This is a genomic window from Mycobacterium liflandii (genome assembly GCF_022354805.1).
Lineage (GTDB): Bacteria > Actinomycetota > Actinomycetes > Mycobacteriales > Mycobacteriaceae > Mycobacterium > Mycobacterium marinum.
This window is the reverse complement of sequence record NZ_CP023138.1, coordinates 5,039,867-5,062,193: the sequence shown is the minus strand read 5'-3', so window position 1 is coordinate 5,062,193 and position 22,327 is coordinate 5,039,867. Positions and strand designations below refer to the sequence as shown.

15 protein-coding genes, 1 tRNA gene and 5 pseudogenes are annotated in these 22,327 nt (G+C 64.6%); 12 read left to right on the top strand and 9 right to left on the bottom strand.

The window, feature by feature from the left end:
- Positions 1-68 precede the first annotated feature (68 nt).
- Positions 69-1,529 carry an MCE family protein gene (locus tag CKW46_RS22425; protein ID WP_482052419.1) on the bottom strand — a complete coding sequence of 487 codons (1,461 nt, stop codon included), beginning with the start codon at positions 1,527-1,529 and terminating at the stop codon, positions 69-71.
- Between the two features lie 4 nt (positions 1,530-1,533).
- Positions 1,534-1,650: pseudogene (locus CKW46_RS22420) on the bottom strand (ABC transporter permease); the annotation flags it as partial.
- 143 nt (positions 1,651-1,793) lie between these two features.
- Here CKW46_RS22420 and CKW46_RS22415 point away from each other — a divergent pair.
- Positions 1,794-2,996: pseudogene (locus CKW46_RS22415) on the top strand (ISAs1-like element IS2404/ISMul1 family transposase).
- Between the two features lie 18 nt (positions 2,997-3,014).
- Here the strand turns inward: CKW46_RS22415 and CKW46_RS22410 are convergent.
- Together CKW46_RS22410 and CKW46_RS22405 are read right to left on the bottom strand one after the other, a co-directional pair.
- Positions 3,015-3,874, bottom strand: a pseudogene (locus tag CKW46_RS22410) (ABC transporter permease); the annotation flags it as partial.
- 623 nt (positions 3,875-4,497) lie between these two features.
- Positions 4,498-4,773: pseudogene (locus tag CKW46_RS22405) on the bottom strand (CAP domain-containing protein); the annotation flags it as partial.
- A gap of 492 nt (positions 4,774-5,265) precedes the next feature.
- Here CKW46_RS22405 and CKW46_RS22400 point away from each other — a divergent pair.
- Positions 5,266-6,468, top strand: a pseudogene (locus CKW46_RS22400) (ISAs1-like element IS2404/ISMul1 family transposase).
- Positions 6,469-6,515: 47 nt separating this feature from the next.
- Here the strand turns inward: CKW46_RS22400 and CKW46_RS22395 are convergent.
- Positions 6,516-7,004, bottom strand: a complete 489-nt coding sequence (locus CKW46_RS22395) for an Lrp/AsnC family transcriptional regulator (protein ID WP_012395638.1) — start codon at positions 7,002-7,004, stop codon at positions 6,516-6,518.
- A 138-nt stretch (positions 7,005-7,142) separates the two neighbouring features.
- Between CKW46_RS22395 and CKW46_RS22390 the strand changes: the two genes are divergently transcribed.
- On the top strand, positions 7,143-9,470 hold the full coding sequence (locus CKW46_RS22390; RefSeq protein ID WP_482052418.1) for a thiamine pyrophosphate-binding protein: 2,328 nt from the start codon (positions 7,143-7,145) through the stop codon (positions 9,468-9,470).
- Positions 9,471-9,736: 266 nt separating this feature from the next.
- Here CKW46_RS22390 and CKW46_RS22385 read toward each other — a convergent pair whose 3' ends face one another.
- Positions 9,737-10,468 (bottom strand): Rv1363c family protein, encoded by a 732-nt coding sequence (locus CKW46_RS22385; protein ID WP_012395636.1) that lies wholly within the window; start codon positions 10,466-10,468, stop codon positions 9,737-9,739.
- 198 nt (positions 10,469-10,666) lie between these two features.
- Here CKW46_RS22385 and CKW46_RS22380 point away from each other — a divergent pair, with 198 nt between their 5' ends.
- From CKW46_RS22380 to rdgB, 5 genes are all read left to right on the top strand, one after another.
- Entirely contained in the window at positions 10,667-10,846 is a 180-nt protein-coding gene (locus CKW46_RS22380; RefSeq protein WP_012395635.1) for a hypothetical protein, read from the top strand.
- Complete coding sequence (locus tag CKW46_RS22375; protein ID WP_011741585.1) at positions 10,846-11,619, top strand: cyclic nucleotide-degrading phosphodiesterase; 774 nt, start codon at positions 10,846-10,848, stop codon at positions 11,617-11,619. Before CKW46_RS22380 ends, CKW46_RS22375 begins: the two co-directional genes overlap by 1 nt.
- A gap of 101 nt (positions 11,620-11,720) precedes the next feature.
- A complete protein-coding gene (gene rph / locus CKW46_RS22370) occupies positions 11,721-12,500 on the top strand; it encodes a ribonuclease PH (protein WP_117437069.1) in 780 nt (259 codons plus the stop codon).
- Between the two features lie 289 nt (positions 12,501-12,789).
- Positions 12,790-13,323 (top strand): DUF4395 domain-containing protein, encoded by a 534-nt coding sequence (locus CKW46_RS22365; protein WP_117437093.1) that lies wholly within the window; start codon positions 12,790-12,792, stop codon positions 13,321-13,323.
- Between the two features lie 152 nt (positions 13,324-13,475).
- A complete protein-coding gene (gene rdgB, locus CKW46_RS22360; RefSeq protein ID WP_482052417.1) occupies positions 13,476-14,090 on the top strand; it encodes an RdgB/HAM1 family non-canonical purine NTP pyrophosphatase in 615 nt (204 codons plus the stop codon).
- A gap of 19 nt (positions 14,091-14,109) precedes the next feature.
- Here rdgB and CKW46_RS22355 read toward each other — a convergent pair whose 3' ends face one another.
- Positions 14,110-14,472 (bottom strand): DUF3817 domain-containing protein, encoded by a 363-nt coding sequence (locus CKW46_RS22355; RefSeq protein WP_012395630.1) that lies wholly within the window; start codon positions 14,470-14,472, stop codon positions 14,110-14,112.
- A complete protein-coding gene (locus CKW46_RS22350) occupies positions 14,469-14,861 on the bottom strand; it encodes a hypothetical protein (RefSeq protein WP_015356666.1) in 393 nt (130 codons plus the stop codon). Before CKW46_RS22350 ends, CKW46_RS22355 begins: the two co-directional genes overlap by 4 nt.
- 149 nt (positions 14,862-15,010) lie before the next feature.
- Between CKW46_RS22350 and CKW46_RS22345 the strand changes: the two genes are divergently transcribed.
- The 4 genes from CKW46_RS22345 to CKW46_RS22330 all read left to right on the top strand — a co-directional run bounded on the left by CKW46_RS22345 (position 15,011) and on the right by CKW46_RS22330 (position 21,130).
- Positions 15,011-15,094 (top strand) — tRNA-Leu (locus CKW46_RS22345).
- Between the two features lie 503 nt (positions 15,095-15,597).
- Positions 15,598-18,222, top strand: a complete 2,625-nt coding sequence (locus tag CKW46_RS22340; protein WP_482052416.1) for an ABC transporter ATP-binding protein/permease — start codon at positions 15,598-15,600, stop codon at positions 18,220-18,222.
- Positions 18,219-19,958: an ABC transporter ATP-binding protein gene (locus tag CKW46_RS22335; protein ID WP_482052415.1), complete on the top strand. Its 1,740-nt coding sequence runs from the start codon at positions 18,219-18,221 to the stop codon at positions 19,956-19,958. Before CKW46_RS22340 ends, CKW46_RS22335 begins: the two co-directional genes overlap by 4 nt.
- A 53-nt stretch (positions 19,959-20,011) precedes the next feature.
- Positions 20,012-21,130: a phosphotransferase family protein gene (locus tag CKW46_RS22330; protein WP_482053461.1), complete on the top strand. Its 1,119-nt coding sequence runs from the start codon at positions 20,012-20,014 to the stop codon at positions 21,128-21,130.
- On the opposite strand, the gene CKW46_RS22325 is transcribed toward CKW46_RS22330, so the two are convergent.
- A complete protein-coding gene (locus CKW46_RS22325) occupies positions 21,082-22,245 on the bottom strand; it encodes an acyl-CoA dehydrogenase family protein (protein WP_482052414.1) in 1,164 nt (387 codons plus the stop codon). The two genes, CKW46_RS22330 and CKW46_RS22325, sit on opposite strands and share 49 nt — an antisense overlap.
- Positions 22,246-22,327 lie beyond the last annotated feature (82 nt).

Sequence of the window (22,327 nt, the reverse complement as noted above, 5' to 3'; positions counted from 1 at the left end):
TTCGTTGGCCCAGCGGTCGGCCGAAAGGTCGGTCGAGGGCCGGCTGAGGGGAGGTCGGTACCAGGTGTTCATGGTGACGGAGCGACCTCCTGTGGCAGTGGAGCCGGCGGCAGCGGGGTGGGCTGTGCCTGCGCGGGCGCGGGGACCACGAAGGGCTCGGAGCCCGGCGTGGGTCCCGATTCCCTGGGGGCGCCCGGTGGCGGCGCCGGCGGTAGCCCCGGCCACAGCGGGGTACCGTCTGGCGCGTACAGCTCCGCGCCGTAGGGCGGGGCCCCCGGATAGGGGATCGGTCCTGGCGCAGGTCCACCGAAGAGGTTGCGGATGCTCGGTGGTTCGGGCGTTCCGCGGGTGACCGGGAAGTAGTTGGCCCAGCCCGGGAATCCGATGCCGGGGTTGGGGCGCCAGTCCATTCCCGTGCCAAAGCCGGTGTTGGTGACGAGGTTGCGCACCGGCCAGTTGTTGTCGACGATCGGCAACGAGCCGCAGCCCGGTTTGCCGCCAGGCCCGCCCTTGGCGCCGATGATGGGCAGGTTGTCCGGAAAACGGTAGGGGTCATCACCGAGCGCCAGGGCCGCATCGAGTACCAGTGACCGCCCATTGCCGCCGGGTGCTTCGTAGCCCCCGTGGTCCAGCAAGTACTTTGCGCCCTCCAACAGACAGGTGTACTCCGGGCTGTACTTGTAGAGCAGGTTCGTCGTGGGCTCGAGTGCGTTGATGGCTTTGATCAGGTTCGCCTGATTGGGTGCCAGCAGGCTGATACCGGTGTTGGAAAGTCCGATGGTGGCCAGCAGCAATGCGTCCAACTGGGTGGAGTGGCTGGTGATGGTGGTGCTGGTCGTGCTCAGCGCGTTGAGCGTGTCCAGAATGTCCTGCGCCGCAGCGCTGAAGGTGTCGTTGAAGTCCTTGACGGCCCGCAGGTCGGCGGTCACGGTTTCGTAGCGCGGATTCAGCTCGAGCAGGACCTGGTTGGCATCGGTGGTCGCTTGTCCGATGAGCGGACCTTGACCGCGTAGGCCCTCGGCAAGGGCGGAAAGCGCGGCATTGAGCTTGGCCGGGTCGATCTGATCCAGCACCGCCACCAGGTTCTGGAACACGGTGTTGGCCTCGCTGGTCACATTGCGCGACATGAGCACCTGGCCGGCCTTCAACCGTTGCGGGCTGGGGTCTTCGGGGTAGATCAAATCGACGAACTTGGCGCCGAACACGGTGGTGGCCCGAATCTCGGCCTGGACATTCGCCGGGATGTAGCGAATCTGGTCGGAATCGATCTCGAGCGTGAGGGCCACCGGCGTCGCGCCCTTTCCGCCGCCGACAATCGAAGCGACCCGCCCGACCTGCACGCCGCGCAATTTGACCTTGGCGTTGGTCTCCATCACCAGGCCGGAGCGTTCGGAGGTCAACGTGACCGGCACGACCGACCGCAGCGAGCCCATGAAAAGTGCGTAGGTCACCCACATCGCCGCAACGAAGAGCAGCACCAGGATCAGCGTGTGCCACGCGGGGTGCAGGCCTTCCTTGCGGTCATCCATGGTGCTATCCCGCCAAGTTGAAATTGCCGGATTGCCCGTACACCGCCAGCGAGATCATCACCAGCACGAACGCCGAGAAGATCAGCGACGTGCGCACCGCGCGCCCGACGGCCTCGCCCACCAGGGCTCCGGCGTTGTTGATTAGCAGGCTTGTGAGCTGGGTTGATGATCTTTGGTGCCGCGCTATTGGGGCCGGAGTGTAGGCACGGGCTATCTGGAGAACGATCGAGTTGGTTACTGTTCGTCGTTGGTCTGGAGTTGCCCGTGCCTACCGTTTCAGTATTGCCTGTGTCGTCGGTTCCAGAGGTGTTCGACCGCTGGAGTCCTGGTGAGCGCAGCGAGCTCATCGGATCGGAGTTTCTCGATGTGTTGGTCTCGGTGCCAGACCCGAGGGACCCACGCGGTCGGAGGTATTCGCTGATGGCTTTGTTGGCGATCGCGGTTCTGGCCACTGCCGCGGGGATGCGCGGCTATGCTGGTTTTGCTACATGGGCGGCCACCGCTCCCGATGATGTGTTGGCCTAATTAGGGGTCCGGTTCCGGCGGCCCAGTGAGAAGACCTTCCGCGCTGTTTTGTCTCGGCTAGACCCCGCCGACCTCAACGCCAGGATGGGCAGTTACTTCACTGCACACGTGGCCAGCAGCGACCCCAGTGGATTGGTGCCGATCGCGTTGGACGGCAAGATGCTGCGTGGTGCTTTACGCGCCAAAGCGACAGCCACGCATCTCGTGTCGGTGTTCGCCCACCGTGCCCGATTGGTGCTCGGTCAACTCGCTGTCGCCGAGAAAAGCAATGAAATTCCCTGCGTACGTGCCCTGCTCACGCTGCTGCCGGGTAGCTTGCGGTGGCTGGTCACCGTGGATGCGATGCATACCCAGGTCGTCACCGCGAAGTTGATCTGCGCCACCTTGAAGTCGCACTACCTGATGATCGTCAAGTCCAACCAAGCCAAAATACTTGCGCGTATCACCGCGCTGCCCTGGGCCGAGGTGCCCGCAGCCGCTACCGACGACTCCCGCGGCCACGGCCGTGTCGAGACCCGCACCCTGCAAATCATCACCGCTGTACGAGGAATCGGCTTCCCCTACGCAAAACAAATCATCCGGATCACTCGTGAACGCTTGATCACCGCCACCGACCAGCGCAGCGTGGAGGTGGTCTATGCCATCTGCAGCCTGCCGTTCGAGCACGCCCGCCCTACCGCGATCATGACCTGGATGCGTCAACACTGGGGAATCGAGAACAGCCTGCACTGGATACGCGACGTCACCTTCGACGAAGACCGTCAAAGGGCACATACCGGAAACGGCGCACAGGTCCTAGCAACGCTACGCAACACCGCGATCAATCTGCACCGCCTCAACGGCGCCGACAACATCGCCGAAGCCTGCCGGATCACCGCTTTGACCGCTAACCGCCGCCTAGACCTCCTCAATCCACAATTCCCCAGCTCACAAGCCTGCTAATCAACAACGCCGGAGCCCTGCCTCGCCCACCCCCGCGGGCCCGCCCCTTGCGGTATAGCCGTAATAGGTGTGCACGAGCATGATCACCAGCGACAGGGCGATGCATTGCACGAACGACCAGACCAGGTCGGTGGGGTTCAGGAACGTCCTGAAGTAGTGGTCATAGACACCGGTCGCCTGACTGTAGAGACCTGACTGTAGAGAACGGTCGTGCCGAATCGCGCGGCCCAGAACGACGCCAGCACCCCGACGCAATACAACGGGATCACCACCAGCAGTCCGGCGACCACCCGGCTGGCGGCCAGGAAGGCGATGGTGCGGATACCCATCACTTCGAGCGCGTCGATCTCGTCGTTGATCCGCATGGCGCCGAGCTGTGCCGTGGCGCCCGCGCCGATGGTGGCCGACAGCGCGATGGCGGTGGTTGCCGGCGCGATCAGCCGGACGTTGAAAAAGGCCGAAGCGAATCCGGTCAGGGCCTCCACGCCCAGTTCGGAGAAATCGCTGTACCCCTGCACCGCCACCAAAGCCCCGGTGGTCACCGTGAGGAAGCCGACGATCGCGACCGTCCCGCCGATGACCATCATCACAATCGGTCCGATCTGTCGCACCGAGCCGAGCGCGGCCCCGGTGCCGGAGAAGTCCGCGGCACCGATCTCGGTCAACAGGATGTTCTCGATGAAGGTCAACAACACCGTGTACGGGATGGTCAACATCAGCGTCGGCAGCAGCGACACCCGCGCCACAAACCAGGCCTGCGCAATGTATTCGCGCCACGCAAACGGAGGATGGACCATCGCCACGAACGTGTCGAGCGCCATCGAGTAGAAGCCGCCAAACGCCCGCAGCGGCTTGGCCACGGCAACAGGAGCAACCATCAGCGAGTGCCCGCCTGCCCGCTGACGACAGGTATTGACTGCTGTTTTTCTTCGGTGAGCACCGTCCCTCCGAGAACACCGCAGCGATGTAAATGTGGCTGACGTTAACACTTGTGAACGTCAGAAAGCGATGGCCTTTGGACCTCATCTTGGTGTTTTTGGTGTGGTTTGATCGAGGTGTCGCGGTTAGCGCGAGTCCAGCGATGCAATCCGCGTGGCGAGGAAATGAGCATCCGATGCCCACACAGCCATCGACACCCCGATCGGGAGCCAGCCCGCAAAGCGGCCTTTCTGCCATGCGGTCCTGGCTTCCCAAACGATCGGCCATGACCGGGTTGTTGGCGGTTCTGATTGGCACAGCCGCGCCTTCGGCGTTGAGCTGGGCCACGCCACCACGAACGCCTGCCACACCCGGGCCGGCGGCGTCCTGCTCGTACCGCCTGGACCCGCCACGGCGTACCACCCTCGCGTCCGGGGTAGCCGCGGTCACCTCCAGCATCGTCGCGACCAGCTGTTCGGGCGACGCCCAGCCGGTGCGGGTGACTGCCTGCATTCGGGCCGACGGCGTGGGCACGCAATGCCACGCCGAAGCCGGTTGGACCGCGGCGGAGTTGAACTTTCGCAGTCGACCCATCCGATCCGATATCTCCGTCTAGGGCACGATTTCCCAGCACATCGTTGGTATGCCACTCCGCGGCCAATTGCAGGCGCGGATCAATTCGCAACTCGCTGGTGCACCCGGCCTGGTGTTGGATGGTGTAGACGTTGGCCACTACACCGTCGTTGAGTCGCTTGTTGTCGGCGTGCGCCGCCGGAGCCGTCGACAATGCCGCGCTCAGCAGCGCCAGGCCGATCATTACCGGCAGCGGCATCTGCTTTCGCAGGTGTCCACCTGCCATCCGAGGACCTCCTGTCGCCCCGCTGCCTACGGCACCACCGGCGGGCAGTTCATCGGCGCACCAGCCTCCGGTCCGCCGACTAGCTCGGCGGACCGCACGCCAAGTATCGAAATGAGGGCAGTTCCGTTTGAGCTCAATGATTGGAGTTCTCGTTCAATTGTCTGATTGGTGCAAGAATGGCGCTTGCGGTGCAAGTGTTGCACAGTTTCAGCCCGAATCAGCAGCATGCGCCGGCAGATGTGCGGCGATGCGTGCCGGGCCATTGCCGGTGATGACGCGCGGCCGATGCGCCCGACGTTCGGTTGGTCCGGTGCAACAGCATCGAACAAGTCGAGGCCGTCTTTCGGATCAGGGCTCCGGCGTTGTTGATTAGCAGGCTTGTGAGCTGGGTTGATGATCTTTGGTGCCGCGCTATTGGGGCCGGAGTGTAGGCACGGGCTATCTGGAGAACGATCGAGTTGGTTACTGTTCGTCGTTGGTCTGGAGTTGCCCGTGCCTACCGTTTCAGTATTGCCTGTGTCGTCGGTTCCAGAGGTGTTCGACCGCTGGAGTCCTGGTGAGCGTAGCGAGCTCATCGGATCGGAGTTTCTCGATGTGTTGGCCTCGGTGCCAGACCCGAGGGACCCACGCGGTCGGAGGTATTCGCTGATGGCTTTGTTGGCGATCGCGGTTCTGGCCACTGCCGCGGGGATGTGCGGCTATGCTGGTTTTGCCACATGGGCGGCCACCGCTCCCGATGATGTGTTGGCCTAATTAGGGGTCCGGTTCCGGCGGCCCAGTGAGAAGACCTTCCGCGCTGTTTTGTCTCGGCTAGACCCCGCCGACCTCAACGCCAGGATGGGCAGTTACTTCACTGCACACGTGGCCAGCAGCGACCCCAGTGGATTGGTGCCGATCGCGTTGGACGGCAAGATGCTGCGTGGTGCTTTACGCGCCAAAGCGACAGCCACGCATCTCGTGTCGGTGTTCGCCCACCGTGCCCGATTGGTGCTCGGTCAACTCGCTGTCGCCGAGAAAAGCAATGAAATTCCCTGCGTACGTGCCCTGCTCACGCTGCTGCCGGGTAGCTTGCGGTGGCTGGTCACCGTGGATGCGATGCATACCCAGGTCGTCACCGCGAAGTTGATCTGCGCCACCTTGAAGTCGCACTACCTGATGATCGTCAAGTCCAACCAAGCCAAAATACTTGCGCGTATCACCGCGCTGCCCTGGGCCGAGGTGCCCGCAGCCGCTACCGACGACTCCCGCGGCCACGGCCGTGTCGAGACCCGCACCCTGCAAATCATCACCGCTGTACGAGGAATCGGCTTCCCCTACGCAAAACAAATCATCCGGATCACTCGTGAACGCTTGATCACCGCCACCGACCAGCGCAGCGTGGAGGTGGTCTATGCCATCTGTAGCCTGCCGTTCGAGCACGCCCGCCCTACCGCGATCATGACCTGGATGCGTCAACACTGGGGAATCGAGAACAGCCTGCACTGGATACGCGACGTCACCTTCGACGAAGACCGTCAAAGGGCACATACCGGAAACGGCGCACAGGTCCTAGCAACGCTACGCAACACCGCGATCAATCTGCACCGCCTCAACGGCGCCGACAACATCGCCGAAGCCTGCCGGATCACCGCTTTGACCGCCAACCGCCGCCTAGACCTCCTCAATCCACAATTCTCCAGCTCACAAGCCTGCTAATCAACAACGCCGGAGCCCTGTCTTTCGGATGCTCTGGTCGCCGACGTTCACTTGCCGGTCGACTGGGCGGAAGCCAGCAACGGGCTGAGCCGATAGTCGACCAGGCGCCTCATCACCAGCCCCGTTGTGGTCTTCTCGACGCCGTCGATGTCAAGGATCTGACCTGCGATGCGGTAAAGGTCCTCGGCGTTGCGGGCGACGATGTGGACCAGCAAGTCGGTGACACCGCTGAGCCCGTGGACTTCGAGAACCTCGGGCACACCCTCGAGTGCATTGCCGATCTCGCCCAGTTTGCGTTGCGTGACGGTCACCATGATGAAGGCGGTCAGCGAATAGCCAAGTGCGGCAGGATCGATGCGGCGCTCGAAAGACTGAAGGACGCCGTCCGCTTCCAGCTTGGCCAACCGTGCGTGAATCGTGTTGCGGGCCAACCCCGTAGTGTGCGCCAGCGCGACTACGGCCGCGCGCGGATCCTTGATCAGGGCGTGCAGGATTTGCGTATCGATGTCATCGATGAGGTGATCCCGCTTGGGCATATTGCCCTCCTTGAGGCCGAATTAGCACATCCCACGTGAGCATATTGCTCAGATTTCATCGACCTACTTGCCGAAATTATATGAGACCGTTGCACTTGCTGATTCATCTGCACAAGCCAATCTCCTAGGCGGGGCACCATGAACTCGACCACCTCAGTCGATACCAGTCGTGGAATCGTCAGTGTCGACACACTCGAGGCCATCGCCGAGCGGGTGCTGTGGCTGTCGACGTCGATGGTCCATCACGCCAACCGGGTGCGGTCGGATAGCTCGGGATTGAAGGTCGGCGGCCATCAGGCCTCGAGCGCGTCAATGGTGACCATCATGACTTCACTGTGGTTTCAACAACTGCAGGCCGGGGATCGGGTGTCGGTCAAGCCCCACGCCTCACCGGTGTTGCATAGCATCAATTACCTGCTCGGCGCGCTGGACGAAGAACACATGACCACGCTGCGTGAGTTCGGTGGCCTGCAGTCCTATCCGAGCCGGTCCAAGGATCCGGATCCGGTGGACTACTCGACCGGGTCAGTCGGGATCGGGGCAACCGCCCCGATCTGGGGGGCAGTGGCGCGCCGTTACGTCAACGCCCAGTTGGATGCCGGCGGCAACGGTCGGCAGTACTCTCTGGTCGGCGACGCCGAACTCGACGAGGGTGCGGTGTGGGAGGCCATACTGGATCCCGGGATCGCCGAACTCGGCGAAGTCGTCTGGATCGTCGACCTCAACCGCCAGTCCTTGGACCGAGTGGTGCCCAACATCGCTGCGCACCGACTCGAGACAATGTTCGACGCGGCAGGCTGGCAGGTCATAACAGTCAACTTTGGCCGACTTCTCCGGTCCCTGTTCAGCCGTCCCGGAGGGGAAGCGGTGCGCCGGCGCATCGTTGCGATGGAAAACGCGGAATACCAACGTCTGCTGCGCTGCGATGCCGAGCAGATCCGCCAGCGACTCCCCGGTGACGGTCCACTTTCCGGCGAAATCGCCGCGTTGATCGCCGACATCGATGACGCGACGCTCACGGCGGCGATCCGCAATTTGGGCGGTCACGACCTGGCCGCCCTGATCGAGGCATACCAACAGATCGATGACACCCGACCCACGGTCATCATCGCCTACACGATCAAGGGTTTCGGCCTGCCCACAGAGGGCCATCCACAGAACCATTCCGCCCTGCTCAACCATGACGAATACGCCGCTCTGGCAGCACGACTGGGAATGAACCCCAATAGCCCTTGGCAACGCTTCGCGCCTGAGGGCCCGATGGGGCGGCTCTGCGCCGAGACCGCAGAGCGGCTGCGGCGCGACCCGATTCCGGCCGCCGAATCCCCAACCGTCCCGAGCGACATCGGTCGTACTCCCAAAGGCACCGCAACGACCCAGGCCGCTCTCGGCCGTGTCCTGCTCGACCTGATCCGCGAGGCACCCGACGCGGCGAAGCGTGTCGTCACGGTCAGCCCTGACGTCAGCTCGACGACCAACCTGGCTGGATGGGTGAACAAGGTCGGGGTGTGGTCGGCGAGCGAGCGACACAACTGGTTCGCCGATGATGCCCAGACTCTGATGCACTGGAACGAACGTCCCAGCGGGCAACATATGGAACTCGGCATCGCAGAGACGAACCTGGTTGGCCTGATCGGCGAACTGGGCGCCACGTGGAGTCGTTGGGGACAAACGCTTTTCCCTATCGGGGTGCTCTACGACCCATTCGTCGAGAGGGCGCTCGAACCATGGTCTTTCGGGATCTACGCGGGCGGCCAGTCCATCCTCATCGGCACTCCGTCAGGGGTCAGCCTCGCCGCCGAAGGCGGTGCACACCAGTCCATCAAGACCCCATCAATCGGGCTCGAACAACCGGGCTGCATCAGCTATGAGCCAGCGTTCGCGATCGATGTCGAATGGACCCTGCTGGCCAGCCTCGCCCGGCTCGGAAGACCCGATGGAACGTCGGCCTACCTGAGGTTGTCGACTCGGCCTGTGGACCAGGCCCTGGCCGCCGTACCGGATGACCCCGCCGCCCGCGAGCGTCGTCGCCGCCAGGTGGTTGCGGGTGGCTATCCGTTGCGGCGCCCAGACGGCGCGAAAGTGACCATTGCGGCGATGGGTGCGGTGATCACCGAGGCCCTTGCCGCGGCCGACCGGCTCAATCGGGCCGGGGTGCCGGCCGACGTGCTCTGCATCACCAGCCCCGGCCTGCTGTTTCAAGCGTGGCAGGCGCGTCAGGGCAGGAGATCCGCCGATACCTGGATTCTGGATCAGCTCTTCCCCGCCGACCGTGCGACACCGATGGTCACCGTCCTCGACGGACACCCTCACGCCCTTGCTTTCCTGACCAACATCCAGCAGGTCCGTTTGACCGCGTTGGGAGTATCCGGATTCGGCCAGGCCGGGACGCTCGAGGACGTCTACCGCTACCACGGCATCGATACCGACAGCATTGTGCGAGCGGCCCTGGATGTGGCTACCTAAAACCAAACGTGGGATCGCATCGATGAATGAGCGCTGCTGACGTCGATTGCGGCTTCGAATGGTTTCGGTTCGCCCGATATACCGGCAGTCACCGGAGGCCCCGTCAAATTGGTGCGCGGGCACGCGGTAAGGCCCAGACGGGCAACCTCAGGGGCGGCTGCTGGGCCGATCGCGATGATCACTCATTGCTCACAATGCCCACATTGGCCACCAGCAGAGCCGTCACGCTCTTGCGATATTCAAATGCGCTAGCGCACTTGTAGATCTCAAATGGGTTGGAATTCGGAGATCAGCCAACGGTCGCCGACTTTGTCGAGTTTCACTCGCACCGTCGATGCCATATCGGTGGGTGGGTCGTCGCCGATGACCGTGGTCTGATCCACGAAGACAAGCACCACGGCATGGCCCCAATCCGCCGATACGGTGGCGGCCGCGGGCACCCGAGCCACCGCCGAAATCCGTTGCTGTTTGGCGCCGGGGATGACCACGTCTTTGGTCAGCTGGGTGTAGGAGTCGCGGAAGGTTCCGGTGAGGTGGTCCTGGGCGGCGGTCAGGTCCTTTTCGACTGTCTCGGGCTTGTACGACAACATCGCCACCGTGCCCTCCCTGGCGGCCTGCAGCGCTTGGACCCCGGCGATCTGGGCGTAACGCATCGTGTCGTACTGCCAGCGGAGGACACCTGCGGTGATTGCCAGCAGCAGCGCGAGGCTCGGCAGCACGACCCAGGCCAACACGGCGGCCCAACTGGACTTGGGGTGGGGTCGGCGGCGTCGTGGCCGCGAGTCCTCTGGTTGGGAGGCGTCCTCGGTTTCGGCCGGGGCGTCCGCGTCGGGCTCGCCATCCGATTCCGAGTCGGGTTCGGTGTCGGGCTCTGCATCGGAGTCGGAGTCGGAGTCAGCGCCGGCCGGGTTTGATTGCGCTTCGTCCCCGGGTTCGTCCGCGGGCAGCGGCTTGCCGGATACTTCGTCGCCCGATGTTTCGGCAGACCCCTTAGCCACGGCGGCTACTTCTTCTCGCCGAGCGGCACGCGTCGGCGTGCCCGGGCGTGGAGGGTCCGTCGGGCACGGGCCTCGACATTGTTGAGGTCAATGGTGGCCACTCCATCGGCACAGTGTCCCTACCTTCCGGTGCGTGCGGCCACATTACCTTGGCACGCGAAGCCCGCTTAGGGAATTTCGCGGCGATAGACCTCGGCTTTGACCGCGAGCGGTCCGCGCCGTCAGGTCCCACATCGTCACGCCGACGCGACCGGTAGCCGCGCAGCGAAACGCCGCCGCGTTGGCAAGCTGAAAGTGCAGAACGGCATTCTCGGGAAGATTCTGATCAACGAATGCGGCGATGTTTTTCTCATCGAGGTAACGGGCATGGCACAGTAGTGTCTGTGCGAATAACGGTGCTCGGATGTTCCGGAAGTGTCGTAGGTCCGGACTCGGCGGCGTCGGGTTATCTGCTCAGGGCTCCGGACACTCCACCGATCGTCATCGACTTCGGTGGGGGAGTGGTGGGCGCGCTGCAGCGGCATCTGGATCCCGCATCCGTGCATGTGCTTTTGTCGCATCTGCACGCCGATCATTGCCTCGATATGCCGGGGTTGTTCGTGTGGCGGCGTTACCACCCGTCGCGCCCCAAAGGTAAGGCGTTGCTATACGGCCCGAGTGACACCTGGTCTCGTTTGGGCGCGGCTTCATCACCCTTCGGCGGAGAGATCGACGATTGCTCGGACATCTTCGATGTGCGCCATTGGGTCGACGGCGAACCGGTGACCCTTGGCGGCGTCACAGTGGTGCCGACGGTGGTCGCACATCCCACTGAGTCCTACGGCATGCGCTTCACCGATTCCACCGGCGCATCGCTGGCGTACAGCGGTGACACCGGAATGTGTGATCAGCTCATCGAGCTGGCTCGCGGCGTTGACGTTTTCTTGTGCGAGGCGTCCTGGACGCACTCGCCGGATCGCCCGCCGGACTTGCACCTGTCCGGGACTGAGGCCGGGAGAGCCGCGGCCCGCGCCGGTGTTCGCGAACTGTTGCTGACCCACATCCCGCCGTGGACGTCGCGTGAGGACGTGATCAGCGAGGCCAAAGCGGAATTTGATGGCCCCGTGCACGCGGTGGTGTGCGACGAGACTTTCGAAGTCAGCCTGGGCTGAACTGCTGCGGCGGGCTCGCGGGTGGCCCGGATCGTCAGCGCCGCCCGTGCGTGTCGGGCGCCCTCGGATTGGTCTCTGTCGGTCGAGCTAGGGTTGGCGTCGTGTCCAAACGAGAAGACGGCCGCCGCGACGACGAGCTTCGCCCAGTGGTCATCACCCGAGGGTTCACCGAAAACCCCGCGGGTTCGGTACTGATCGAATTCGGTGGCACCAAGGTGATGTGCACGGCCAGCGTCACCGAAGGCGTGCCGCGCTGGCGCAAGGGGTCCGGGCTGGGGTGGCTCACCGCGGAATACGCGATGCTGCCGTCGGCAACCCACATCCGCTCAGACCGGGAATCGGTGAAAGGGCGGGTCGGCGGACGCACCCAGGAGATCAGCCGGCTGGTCGGCCGGTCGCTGCGGGCATGCATCGACTTGGCGGCGCTGGGGGAGAACACCATCGCTGTCGACTGTGACGTGTTGCAGGCGGACGGCGGCACCCGTACCGCGGCCATCACCGGTGCCTACGTGGCACTGGCAGACGCGGTGAACTACTTGGCGGCGGCCGGCAAGCTGTCGGATCCGAGGCCGTTGTCCTGCGCCATCGCTGCGGTCAGCGTGGGTGTGGTCGATGGCCGGGTTCGGGTGGACCTGCCTTACGAGGAAGACTCCCGCGCCGAGGTCGACATGAATGTCGTTGCCACCGACACCGGGACGCTGGTTGAAGTGCAGGGCACCGGTGAGGGTGCGACGTTCCCGCGGTCGACCTTGGACAAGCTGCTGGACATGGCGCTGGGGGCATGCGACACGTTGTTTGCCGCCCAGCGTGATGCCTTGGCGCTGCCGTACCCGGGTGTATTGCCCGAAGGGCCGCCGCCGTCGAAAGCGTTCGGAAGCTGAGCCTGCCAACCTGGCCTCCCGGGCCATCGAATCCGCGTGGATTCGGGGTGGAAATTGGTCGGCCGTGGGCACGTCGCTGCCGCTGGCTCGCCTTGGCTTTCGCTGACTTTAGTTGACTCAAAGTGGCTGGTCAGCGTTCCGTGCCATGCCGTTATGGTAAACTCGCGACGTCAAATTGAGTTTTGCCAAAACCAATGTTCCGTCACGTTTCTAGGATCAATTAATGGTTAGTCGGCGAGTCCCACTCGAGCATGCCTTTCTCAATATCCCGTGGTGGGCAATGGGGCAGATGACGCATGGACATGCGGAACCACGCATCAACGAAGTCGCGACGCGCGCGCGGGCGGGTTTGCTGAACATCATCTCGGCAATCACCATCGCGTTGCTTTTGCTGCGGCCGGAAACCGATCCGGTGATCATCGTTGGTCCGTTCGTGCTTTTTGACATGTTGGCCGCGGCGGCCACGGGACTAACACCGTTGAGCCCAACCGGAATTCTGGGCACGGCGTTGACGATGGGTACTCGCCCGGTGTGGAAACCGACGCGGCCAAAACGCTTTGCGTGGTTGCTCGGTGCCGCCTTGGCGGCGACGTGTCTTGCCATGCGGCTGTTGGGGGCCTCGCCCGTGGCGATGGCGGTTGCTGTCGCGATCTGTTTTGTCCTGACCTGGTCGGAGGCCACGCTCGGATTTTGCGTGGGCTGCTACATGCACAAGTTAATTTGGGGTTGTGAGGATTGCGAGGTCCCTTACGTCAGGGGAATCGCGACACGACCGGAAATCAACCAGGAAAGTCCAGCAATAAACTTGGAAAGTCGCGCGTAGGTTCGCGACCCTGGCCGCGCGCTCGGCCAGCGCTGGGCAGCACCCAACAGACGCTGCGGATGCGATGACCCTCCGCGTCTGCAGCCGGCACCCGCGAGACGGGAGCGAGCCGAGATCGTTTCTGCAGAGGAGATGACCATGTTTCGGAGTGAGTGGTGACCAAGCTGCTGGTGGCCAGTCGCAACGCCAAGAAGCTGGCCGAACTTCGCCGGGTGCTCGATGCCGCCGGATTGTCGGGGGTGACCCTGGTGTCCCTCAATGACATCGCGCCGTTTGATGAAGCGCCCGAAACCGGCGCGACATTCGAGGAAAATGCGCTGATCAAGGCGCGCGAAGCGTTCTCTGCGACCGGTCTGTCCAGCGTCGCCGACGACTCCGGTTTGACGGTGGCCGCGCTCAACGGGATGCCCGGCGTGCTCTCCGCCCGGTGGTCTGGCAACCACGGGGACGACGCCGGCAACACGGCGTTGTTGCTGGCCCAGTTGCGCGACGTACCCGAGCAGCGCCGCGGCGCCGCGTTCGTCTCGGCGTGCGCACTGGTCTCGGGCTCGGGCGAAGTTGTGGTGCGTGGCGAGTGGCCCGGTGCCGTTGCGCAGGAGCCGCGCGGCGCCGGCGGGTTCGGTTACGACCCGGTGTTCATCGCCGACGGCGCGAACCGCACCGCCGCCGAGCTGAGCCCGGCGGAAAAGGACGCGGTCTCCCATCGCGGGCGCGCGTTGACACTGTTGCTACCCGCACTGCGGGCCCTGGTGACAACCCAACCCTGACCCGGGGGCCGCGGGGGGCTTACACGGCGAAGCGCGTCTTGATGTCCTTGGTCTGAAAGTGCTCGACGATGATGCCCAACAGCGGGATCGTGCCGGAGAGCAGCACACCCACCGTCTTGCCGATCGGCCACCGGACCTTGACCGCCAGGTTTGCGGTGAACAGCAGGTAAGCGAAGTACACCCAGCCGTGGACTACGCCGATCCAGGTGGGCGGGTTGTCCACCTTGACGACGTAACGCACCACGATCTCGTAGCACAGCGCGATCAGCCAGATCCCGGTCGTCCACGCCATGATGCGATAGCCGACGAGGGCGCTACGGATCTTCTCGACCGGAAAGGTCGTTGTGGTCTGCTGTGCTTCGGGGGTTTCGGGTGTGGTCATGCGGTAGTCCTGTTCTGCTTTTCGGCATCATCTTCGGCCAGTGCGGCAAGGTAGGCGTTGTACTCGCGCGATGCGGGGTCGTCGGGCGCAGCCTGATCGGGCGTGGTTCGCTGCGGCAACAGTCCGGCGGGAATCTCCGTTACCGCTGCTGGGTCGCGCGGCTGCGGGGGCGTTTCCTCATAGCGCACGAACTTGCGGTAGGCATAGACGCAGAACCAGGCGAACATGGGCCACTGCAGCGCGTAGCCGAGATTTTGGAAGCTGCCCGAGGTCGACTCGAATCGGGTCCACTGCCACCAGCCCAGCGCCAGGCAGCCGCTGGCCGCAATGATCACCAGGGCGATCAGCGCGGGCCGGCGCGCGCGGCGGCGGGGGGTGGTGGTGGACACCCCTTGACGGTACCGCGCGGGCCCGGTAGGGAGCTGATGCCGCCCGTCGCGATCAACGGCCCGACGGTCGAGTCCGCACCCGATGTCACGGTGCGTTCGGTACCGCTGACGTCTCGTGTGATGGCTGACTGGGTAATATCGCTAGGCGCGCGGGCGTGATGAAATTGGCAAACATGCCGGCTTTAGGTGCCGGTGCTCGAAAGAGCTTGAGGGTTCGAGTCCCTCCGCCCGCACCGTTGTGGTTTCCCGGGCTGACGCCCGGTGGTGCCGGTCGCGTCTGGCCGGGGTCGTTCTATCTCCTTCTGTACGTCCGGACCAGGGGTGGGCCGACGAGCGCGAAGACGTGGGGCTCTAAGGTAAGGTAACCCTTATTCTTTAAAGTAAGGCAACCCTTATTCGGTGGGGGTCCTAGGTCTAGGTGCGCATTCGATGAAAACCATGACGTCACGTATGGGCGGGGGAACGCCGCTCAACGCGATGGACGACACCATTCGAGTTGGTCGCGCGCCCGGGCCATCGCGGTCGGGTGCCGACGCGACGATCCCGGTGTCCGTGGCGCCGGCCGGACACGTGAGGTGATCGTGCTGCAACGGACCGTTGCCCATCGTCGGGTACCTACGGAGTTGGTGCGGCCGTCGTCGGCCGCGTTGATCCGCGGGCCGGTAGCGAAGACTGCGCCGGGTCGCCGGATCGGGAAAGTCGCGGTGGGGCGCACCGTCTCGAGAGAGGATCGCTGATGGCACGCGGGTTGCAAGGCGCAGTGTTGCGCGGTTTCGGCGCTCGGGATCACACCGCAACGGTGGTCGAAACGGTGTACATCGCACCGCATTTCCTGCGGATCCGGATGGTCTCGCCGACGCTTTTCGAGGATGCTCAGGCCGAACCCGCGGCCTGGCTGAGGTTTTGGTTCCCGGACCCGAAGGGGTCCAACACCGAGTATCAGCGCGCTTACACCCTCTCCGAAGCCGATGTGGCTTCCGGCCGCTTCGCGGTCGACGTGGTGCTGCACGAACCGGCCGGCCCCGCATCGCAGTGGGCCCGCACCGTGCAACCCGGCGCCACGATCGCAGTGATGTCGCTGATGGGTAGCTCGTCGCGCTTCGACGTACCCAAGGAGCAACCCGCCGGCTATTTGCTGATCGGAGACTCGGCGTCGATCCCGGGGATGAACGGGATCATCGGAACGGTTCCCGACGACGTACCAATCGAGATGTATCTCGAACAACACGACGACAACGACACGCGCATCCCCATCACGGCACATCCCCGATTGCGGGTGCATTGGGTTCGCCGCCGAGACGAGACATCGTTGGCCGAAGCAATCGAGACCAGGGACTGGTCGGACTGGTATGCGTGGGCGACGCCGGAGGCCACCGCCCTCAAACACGTTCGCAAGCGGCTGCGCGACGCATTCGGATTCCCCAAGTCCGTGGTGCACGCCCAGGCGTATTGGACCGCCGGCCGCGAGATGGGCACCTGCCGTGAAGGCGTGCCAGACGCCGCCGCAGGCGGTGCTTCGACTTGCCTCGATGACCAACCCGAAGTCGCGCTGGCGCAGGCCGAAACCCCGGAGCCGGTAGCCCAATCGCCGGTGGCGGCCACGCCGCGCGGCAGTTGGCGTGCCCAGGCCGCGGGCCGGTTGCTCGCGCCGCTACGTTTCGCCCTGATTCTGTCCGGGGTGCTGCAGGTGGTGGCCACCCTGGTGCAGCTGGCCCCGTTCGTGCTGCTGGTTGAGTTGGCCCGAATATTGTTGTCGGGGGCCCAAGAATCCCGGCTCTGGCACGTTGGGCTGGCCGCCGTTTCGCTGCTGGGCCTTGGCACGTTGCTTGGTGCCGCCCTCACGCTGTGGCTGCACGTGGTTGACGCCCGCTTTGCTCGCGGGTTGCGCGCGCGGCTGCTGGGCAAGATGTCTGGGCTGCCGTTGGGTTGGTTCACCGGGCGCGGTTCAGGTTCCATCAAGCAACTGGTGCAGGACGACACGCTGTCGCTGCACTATCTGGTTACGCACGCGATTCCGGACGCGGTCAACGCGGTGGTTGCCCCGGTGGCGGTGCTCGTCTACCTGTTCATCGTCGACTGGCGGGTTGCCCTGGTTCTGCTCATCCCGGTGCTGATGTATCTGGTGATGACGTCATCGCTTGCGGTCCAGTCCGGCTCGCGCATGGTTGCCTCGCAGCGCTGGGCCGAGCGGATGAACGATGAGGCCGGGGCCTATCTGGAGGGCCAGCCGGTGATTCGCGTCTTTGGCGGCGCCGCGGCATCGAGTTTCAAACGCCAGCTCGACGAGTACATCAAATTCCTGGTCACCTGGCAGCGTCCGCTGGTGGGCAAGAAGACCATGATGGACCTTGCGACCCGGCCTTCGACGTTCCTGTGGCTGATCGCCGTCACCGGCACGCTGCTGGTGATCAATCACCGAATGGATCCGGTAGATCTGCTGCCGTTCTTATTGCTGGGCACCACGTTCGGTGTCCGACTACTCGGCATCGCCTACGGAATCGGCGGCATCAGCGCCGGTGTGCTGGCCGCTCGCCGGCTGCAAATCACCCTCGATGAACCGGTACTGGAACAGCACACCGGGCTGGCCGAGGCCGACTCGGCGGCGATGGTGGTGTTCGACAAGGTCAGCTTCGGGTACCGGCCGGGAGTGCCGGTGATCCGGGACGTGTCGCTGCAGCTGCGTCCGGGCACCGTCACCGCGCTCGTCGGGCCTTCGGGCTCAGGCAAGTCCACCCTCGCCGCCCTGCTGGCTCGGTTCCATGATGTCGAGCAAGGTTCGATACGAGTTGGGGGACAAGATATTCGGTCGCTGAGCGCCGATGAGCTCTACGAGCGGGTCGGGCTGGTGCTGCAGGAGACTCAGCTGGTGCACGGGACTGTTGCCGAGAACATCGCGCTGGCCGTTCCCGATGCACCGGCCGCGCAGATCCAGGCCGCGGCCGGCCAGGCCCAGATCCATGACCGCGTGCTGCGGTTGCGCGATGGCTACGACACCGTGCTGGGAGCCGGCGCCGCGTTGTCGGGCGGCGAACGGCAGCGTCTTACCATCGCCCGCGCCATCCTGGCCGATACACCGGTGCTCATCCTCGACGAGGCCACCGCGTATGCGGATCCCGAATCGGAATACCTGGTGCAGCAGGCGCTTAATCGGCTGACCAAGGATCGCACCGTGCTGGTCATCGCGCACCGACTGCATACCATCACCGGAGCCGACCAGATCGTGGTCCTCGATCGTGGCCAGATCGCCGAGCGCGGTACCCACGATGAACTGCTCGCCGCCGACGGGCGCTACCGGCGGTTGTGGGAGACCGGTTGTGGCAATCAGGTGGAGCTGGCCGCGATCCAGGAGGGCGCACGATGATCCGCACCTGGATAGGGCTGGTGCCGGCGGACCGCCGCGGCAAGTTGATCCTGTGCGCCGCGGTTGGGGTGCTTTCGGTTGTGGTCCGCGCGATCGGCACGGTGCTGCTGGTTCTGCTCATTGGTGCCCTGTTCAGCAGCACCCCACAGCAGGCGTTGGTGTGGCTGGGCTGGCTGACCGCTGCGACGGTATCCGGGTGGGTGATCGATGCCATCGGCGCACGCGTCGGTTTCGAGCTGGGTTTCGCTGTGCTCGACCATTCCCAGCACGGTGTGGCAGACCGGCTGCCCGGTGTGCGACTGGACTGGTTCACCGCAGACAACACGGCGACCGCCCGCCAAGCGATCGCCGCCAGCGGGCCCGAACTGGTGGGACTGGTGGTCTACCTGCTGACGCCGCTGGTCTCGGCGGTCCTGCTGCCACTGGCCATCGGGCTGGCGCTGCTTCCCATTTCCTGGCAGCTGGGATTGGCCGCGCTTGCCGGTGTGCCCCTGCTGCTGGGTGCGCTGTGGGCGTCGGGGCGATTTGCTCGACGTGCCGACAAGGTCGCCGACGAAGCCAATATTGCGCTCACTGAGCGCATCATCGAGTTCGCCCGAACCCAACAGGCGCTACGTGCCGCGCGTCGTGTCGAGCCTGCCCGCAGCCTGGTCGGATCCGCGCTTGCGCGCCAGCACGGCTCGTTGATGCGGTTGTTCGCCATGCAGGTTCCCGGCCAGCTGCTGTTTAGCATCGCCAGCCAGCTGGCGCTCATCGTGCTGGCCGGAGCGACCGCGGCGCTGACCGTGGGCGGCACGCTGACGGTTCCCGAGGCGATCGCCCTGATTGTCGTGATTGCCCGTTACCTGGAGCCCTTCACCGCCGTGAGCGAGCTCGCTCCCGCGCTGCAGAGTGTGCGCGCCATGCTCGATCGCATCCGGTCGGTGTTGACGGCGCCGGCCGTGGCGGCCGGGACCGCCACGCTGGATGACGGCCCTGCGGCGGCGCGGATCGAATTCGACCACGTCGCATTCAGCTACGACGGCGCCACCGAGCCGGTGCTTGACGGGGTCAGTTTTTGCTTGCAGCCGGGTACCACGACTGCGATCGTGGGCCCCTCGGGATCGGGAAAGAGCACGATCCTGGCGCTGATTGCGGGTCTGCACCAGCCGACCGGAGGCCGCATCCTGATTGACGGAGCCGACGCCCCGACGCTGGATGCGCACACCCGTCGCACGCTGTCGAGCGTGGTGTTCCAGCATCCCTACCTGTTTCATGGCTCGATCCGCGAGAACGTGCTGGCGGGAAACCCGGGTGCGGACCAGGATCAATTGGGGCGGGCGATCCGCTTGGCGCGGGTTGACGAGCTGATCGACAGGCTGCCGGACGGCGCTGACACCGTTGTGGGCGAAGCCGGTTCCGCGCTGTCGGGCGGTGAGCGCCAACGGGTCAGCATCGCGCGCGCCCTGCTCAAGGACGCCCCGATGCTGCTGGTCGACGAAGCAACCAGCGCGCTGGACACCGAGAACGAGGTCGCGGTGGTCGATGCACTCACGGCCGATCCGCAATCACGCACCCGGGTGATCGTCGCCCACCGACTGGCGAGCATTCGTCATGCCGACCGCGTGCTCTTCGTCGAGGATGGTCGAGTGGTCGAGGACGGATCGATCGATGAGCTGCTCGCCGCCCAGGGGCGCTTCCATGAGTTCTGGCGACAGCAGCACGATGCCGCCGAATGGCGGATCCGCACCGGCTAGATCAGGTCGGCCGAAACTGATGCCGTATGGCTTACAGTTGCTAGGTGGCCGCCTTGGTTTCCATCCCTCGCCACCCCACCGACGTAACCCCGCCGTGGCTGGCGGCGGTCCTTGGCGAACGCGGCACACCGGTCGGGGTATCGGGAGTCGATGTGGTCCCGATCGGCACCGGGCAGACCGGAGCCACCTATCGGCTGACCGTCACCTATGACCCGGATCCGGCGGGTCTGCCGGACACCTTTGTGATCAAATTGCCGGCTCAGGATGACACCGTGCGGGACCGAGTCGTCGTCGGTTATCGCAGCGAATGTGCGTTCTATTCTTCGGTTGCCGATCGGGTCCGGGTTCCGACCCCCCGCTGCTTCTACTGCGAGATCACAGAAGATGCAATGGATTTCGCGCTGCTGCTGGAGGATCAGGCGCCCGCGGTGCAGGGCGACCAGCTCACGGGCTGCGGCGAACGGGAGGCGCGGCTGGCCGTCGTTGCGCTGGCCGGGCTGCACGGGCCTAGCTGGTGTGATCCGGTTTGGCTGGACCAGCCCGGGATCGCATTCCCTTTCCCGGATGAACCTTTCGCCAACGGTCTTGGTGAGGTGGCGCGGATGAGTGCGGAGATCACCCTGGACAAGCTCGGTGATCGGCTCAGCGCCGCCGACCGAGAAACCTTCACCGAGACCATGAATCTGGTGACGCCGTGGTTGCTCGCCGAGCGGGACCGGTTTGCGCTGCTGCACGGCGACTACCGGCTCGACAATCTATTGTTCGACCCTGACCTGCGCCGCGTCGCCGTGGTCGACTGGCAAACCCTTGGTATCGGCCTTCCGGCTCGAGACCTTGGGTACTTCACGGCAACCAGCCTGAATTCCCAGCTGCGTTCGGACATCGAGGAAAGCCTGGTCGATGACTACCACCGAAAGCTGTTGAGCTACGGCGTCACCGGATATGACTGGGAAACATGCTGGCGCGACTACCGACTGGGCATGCCGCACACGGTCCTCATCTCGGCCCTCGGATTTGCTTTCGCCACCGCCACCGAGCGTGGCGACGAGATGGTGTTGACCATGCTGGGGCGAGGTTGTCAGGCCATCCGGGATCTAGAGACGCTAGAGCTGATCGGCTGCGGTCATCGATTCGCGGCCTTGATCAGGTTGGACCCGATGATCAGTTGCTGAATCTCGCTGGTGCCCTCATACAGCCGCAGCAGACGGACATCGCGGTAGATGCGCTCGACCGGAACTCCGCGCATGTATCCACTGCCGCCGTGAATCTGCACCGCGAGATCGGCCACCTTACCAGCCATTTCGGTGCAGAATAGTTTCGCCGCCGACGGCGCGATCCGCCGATCCGCTCCGGAGACCCACATCCGTGCGGCGTCGCGCACCAATGCGCGGCCCGCCAGCACGCCGGTCTGCTGGTCGGCGAGCATCGCCTGGACCAGTTGAAAGTTGCCGATCGTCACACCGCCCTGGGTTGCGGTGGATGCGTACGCCACGGACTCGTCGAGCGCACGTTGTGCGGCGCCCACCGCGATCGCGGCTATGTGTACCCGGCCGCGGGCCAACGAGGTCATTGCGGCTCGATAGCCGATGTCCTCGCTGCCGCCGACCAGCGCGGCGTCGTCAACCCGGACGTCGGTGAAGCTGACGTCAGCGGTCCACGCGCCTTCCTGGCCCATCTTGGCGTCCTTGGCGCCCACCTCGACACCGGCGCTCTGCGCGGGCACCAGGAACACGGCGATGCCCGGGCTCTTGTCGCTGGCGGGCCGAGTGCGCGCGAACACCACGAACAGGTCGGCGACGGGCGCATTGGTGATGAAACGCTTTTGCCCCGTAATCAGCCAATCATCGCCGTCGCGAACGGCTTTGGTGCGCAGGCCGGCGGGGCTGGATCCGGCTCCCGGTTCGGTCAGGGCAAAAGAGGCGACGACGTCGCCGGACGCGATGGGCTCCAACCAGCGCGCCTTCTGCTCATCGGTGCCGAACCCGACTAGCACTTGCCCGGCGATGCCGTTGTTGGTGCCGAACATCGACCGCACTGCCAGTGAGGTGTAGCCCAATTCCATGGCCAGCTCGACGTCCTGCACCAGATTCAGCCCAAGACCGCCCCACTGCGGCGGTATCGCGTATCCGAACAGTCCCATCTGTTTGGCCTGGTCACGTAGGTCTTCGGGAACCCGGTCCTCGTCGAGGATCTGCTGCTCACGCGGCAGCACAACCGAGCGAACGAAGTGGCGGGTCTGGGCCAGGATCTGCGCAAAGTCCTCGTCGGATACCTGGGGGTCGGTCATGGGCGGATGCTCCTTCTGAGGTGGGCGCCTGGGCACCGCTGTCACGGCAAGATCATCTATGAAATATGATATTTGACTGACC

Excerpts from the sequence above, each read along its gene's own strand:
- CKW46_RS22425 (WP_482052419.1), bottom strand. The coding sequence starts at position 1,529 with ATGGATGACCGCAAGGAAGGCCTGCACCCCGCGTGGCACACGCTGATC.
- CKW46_RS22395 (WP_012395638.1), bottom strand. The coding sequence starts at position 7,004 with ATGCCCAAGCGGGATCACCTCATCGATGACATCGATACGCAAATCCTG.
- CKW46_RS22390 (WP_482052418.1), top strand. The coding sequence starts at position 7,143 with ATGAACTCGACCACCTCAGTCGATACCAGTCGTGGAATCGTCAGTGTC.
- CKW46_RS22365 (WP_117437093.1), top strand. The coding sequence starts at position 12,790 with ATGACGCATGGACATGCGGAACCACGCATCAACGAAGTCGCGACGCGC.
- CKW46_RS22355 (WP_012395630.1), bottom strand. The coding sequence starts at position 14,472 with ATGACCACACCCGAAACCCCCGAAGCACAGCAGACCACAACGACCTTT.
- CKW46_RS22340 (WP_482052416.1), top strand. The coding sequence starts at position 15,598 with ATGGCACGCGGGTTGCAAGGCGCAGTGTTGCGCGGTTTCGGCGCTCGG.
- CKW46_RS22335 (WP_482052415.1), top strand. The coding sequence starts at position 18,219 with ATGATCCGCACCTGGATAGGGCTGGTGCCGGCGGACCGCCGCGGCAAG.
- CKW46_RS22325 (WP_482052414.1), bottom strand. The coding sequence starts at position 22,245 with ATGACCGACCCCCAGGTATCCGACGAGGACTTTGCGCAGATCCTGGCC.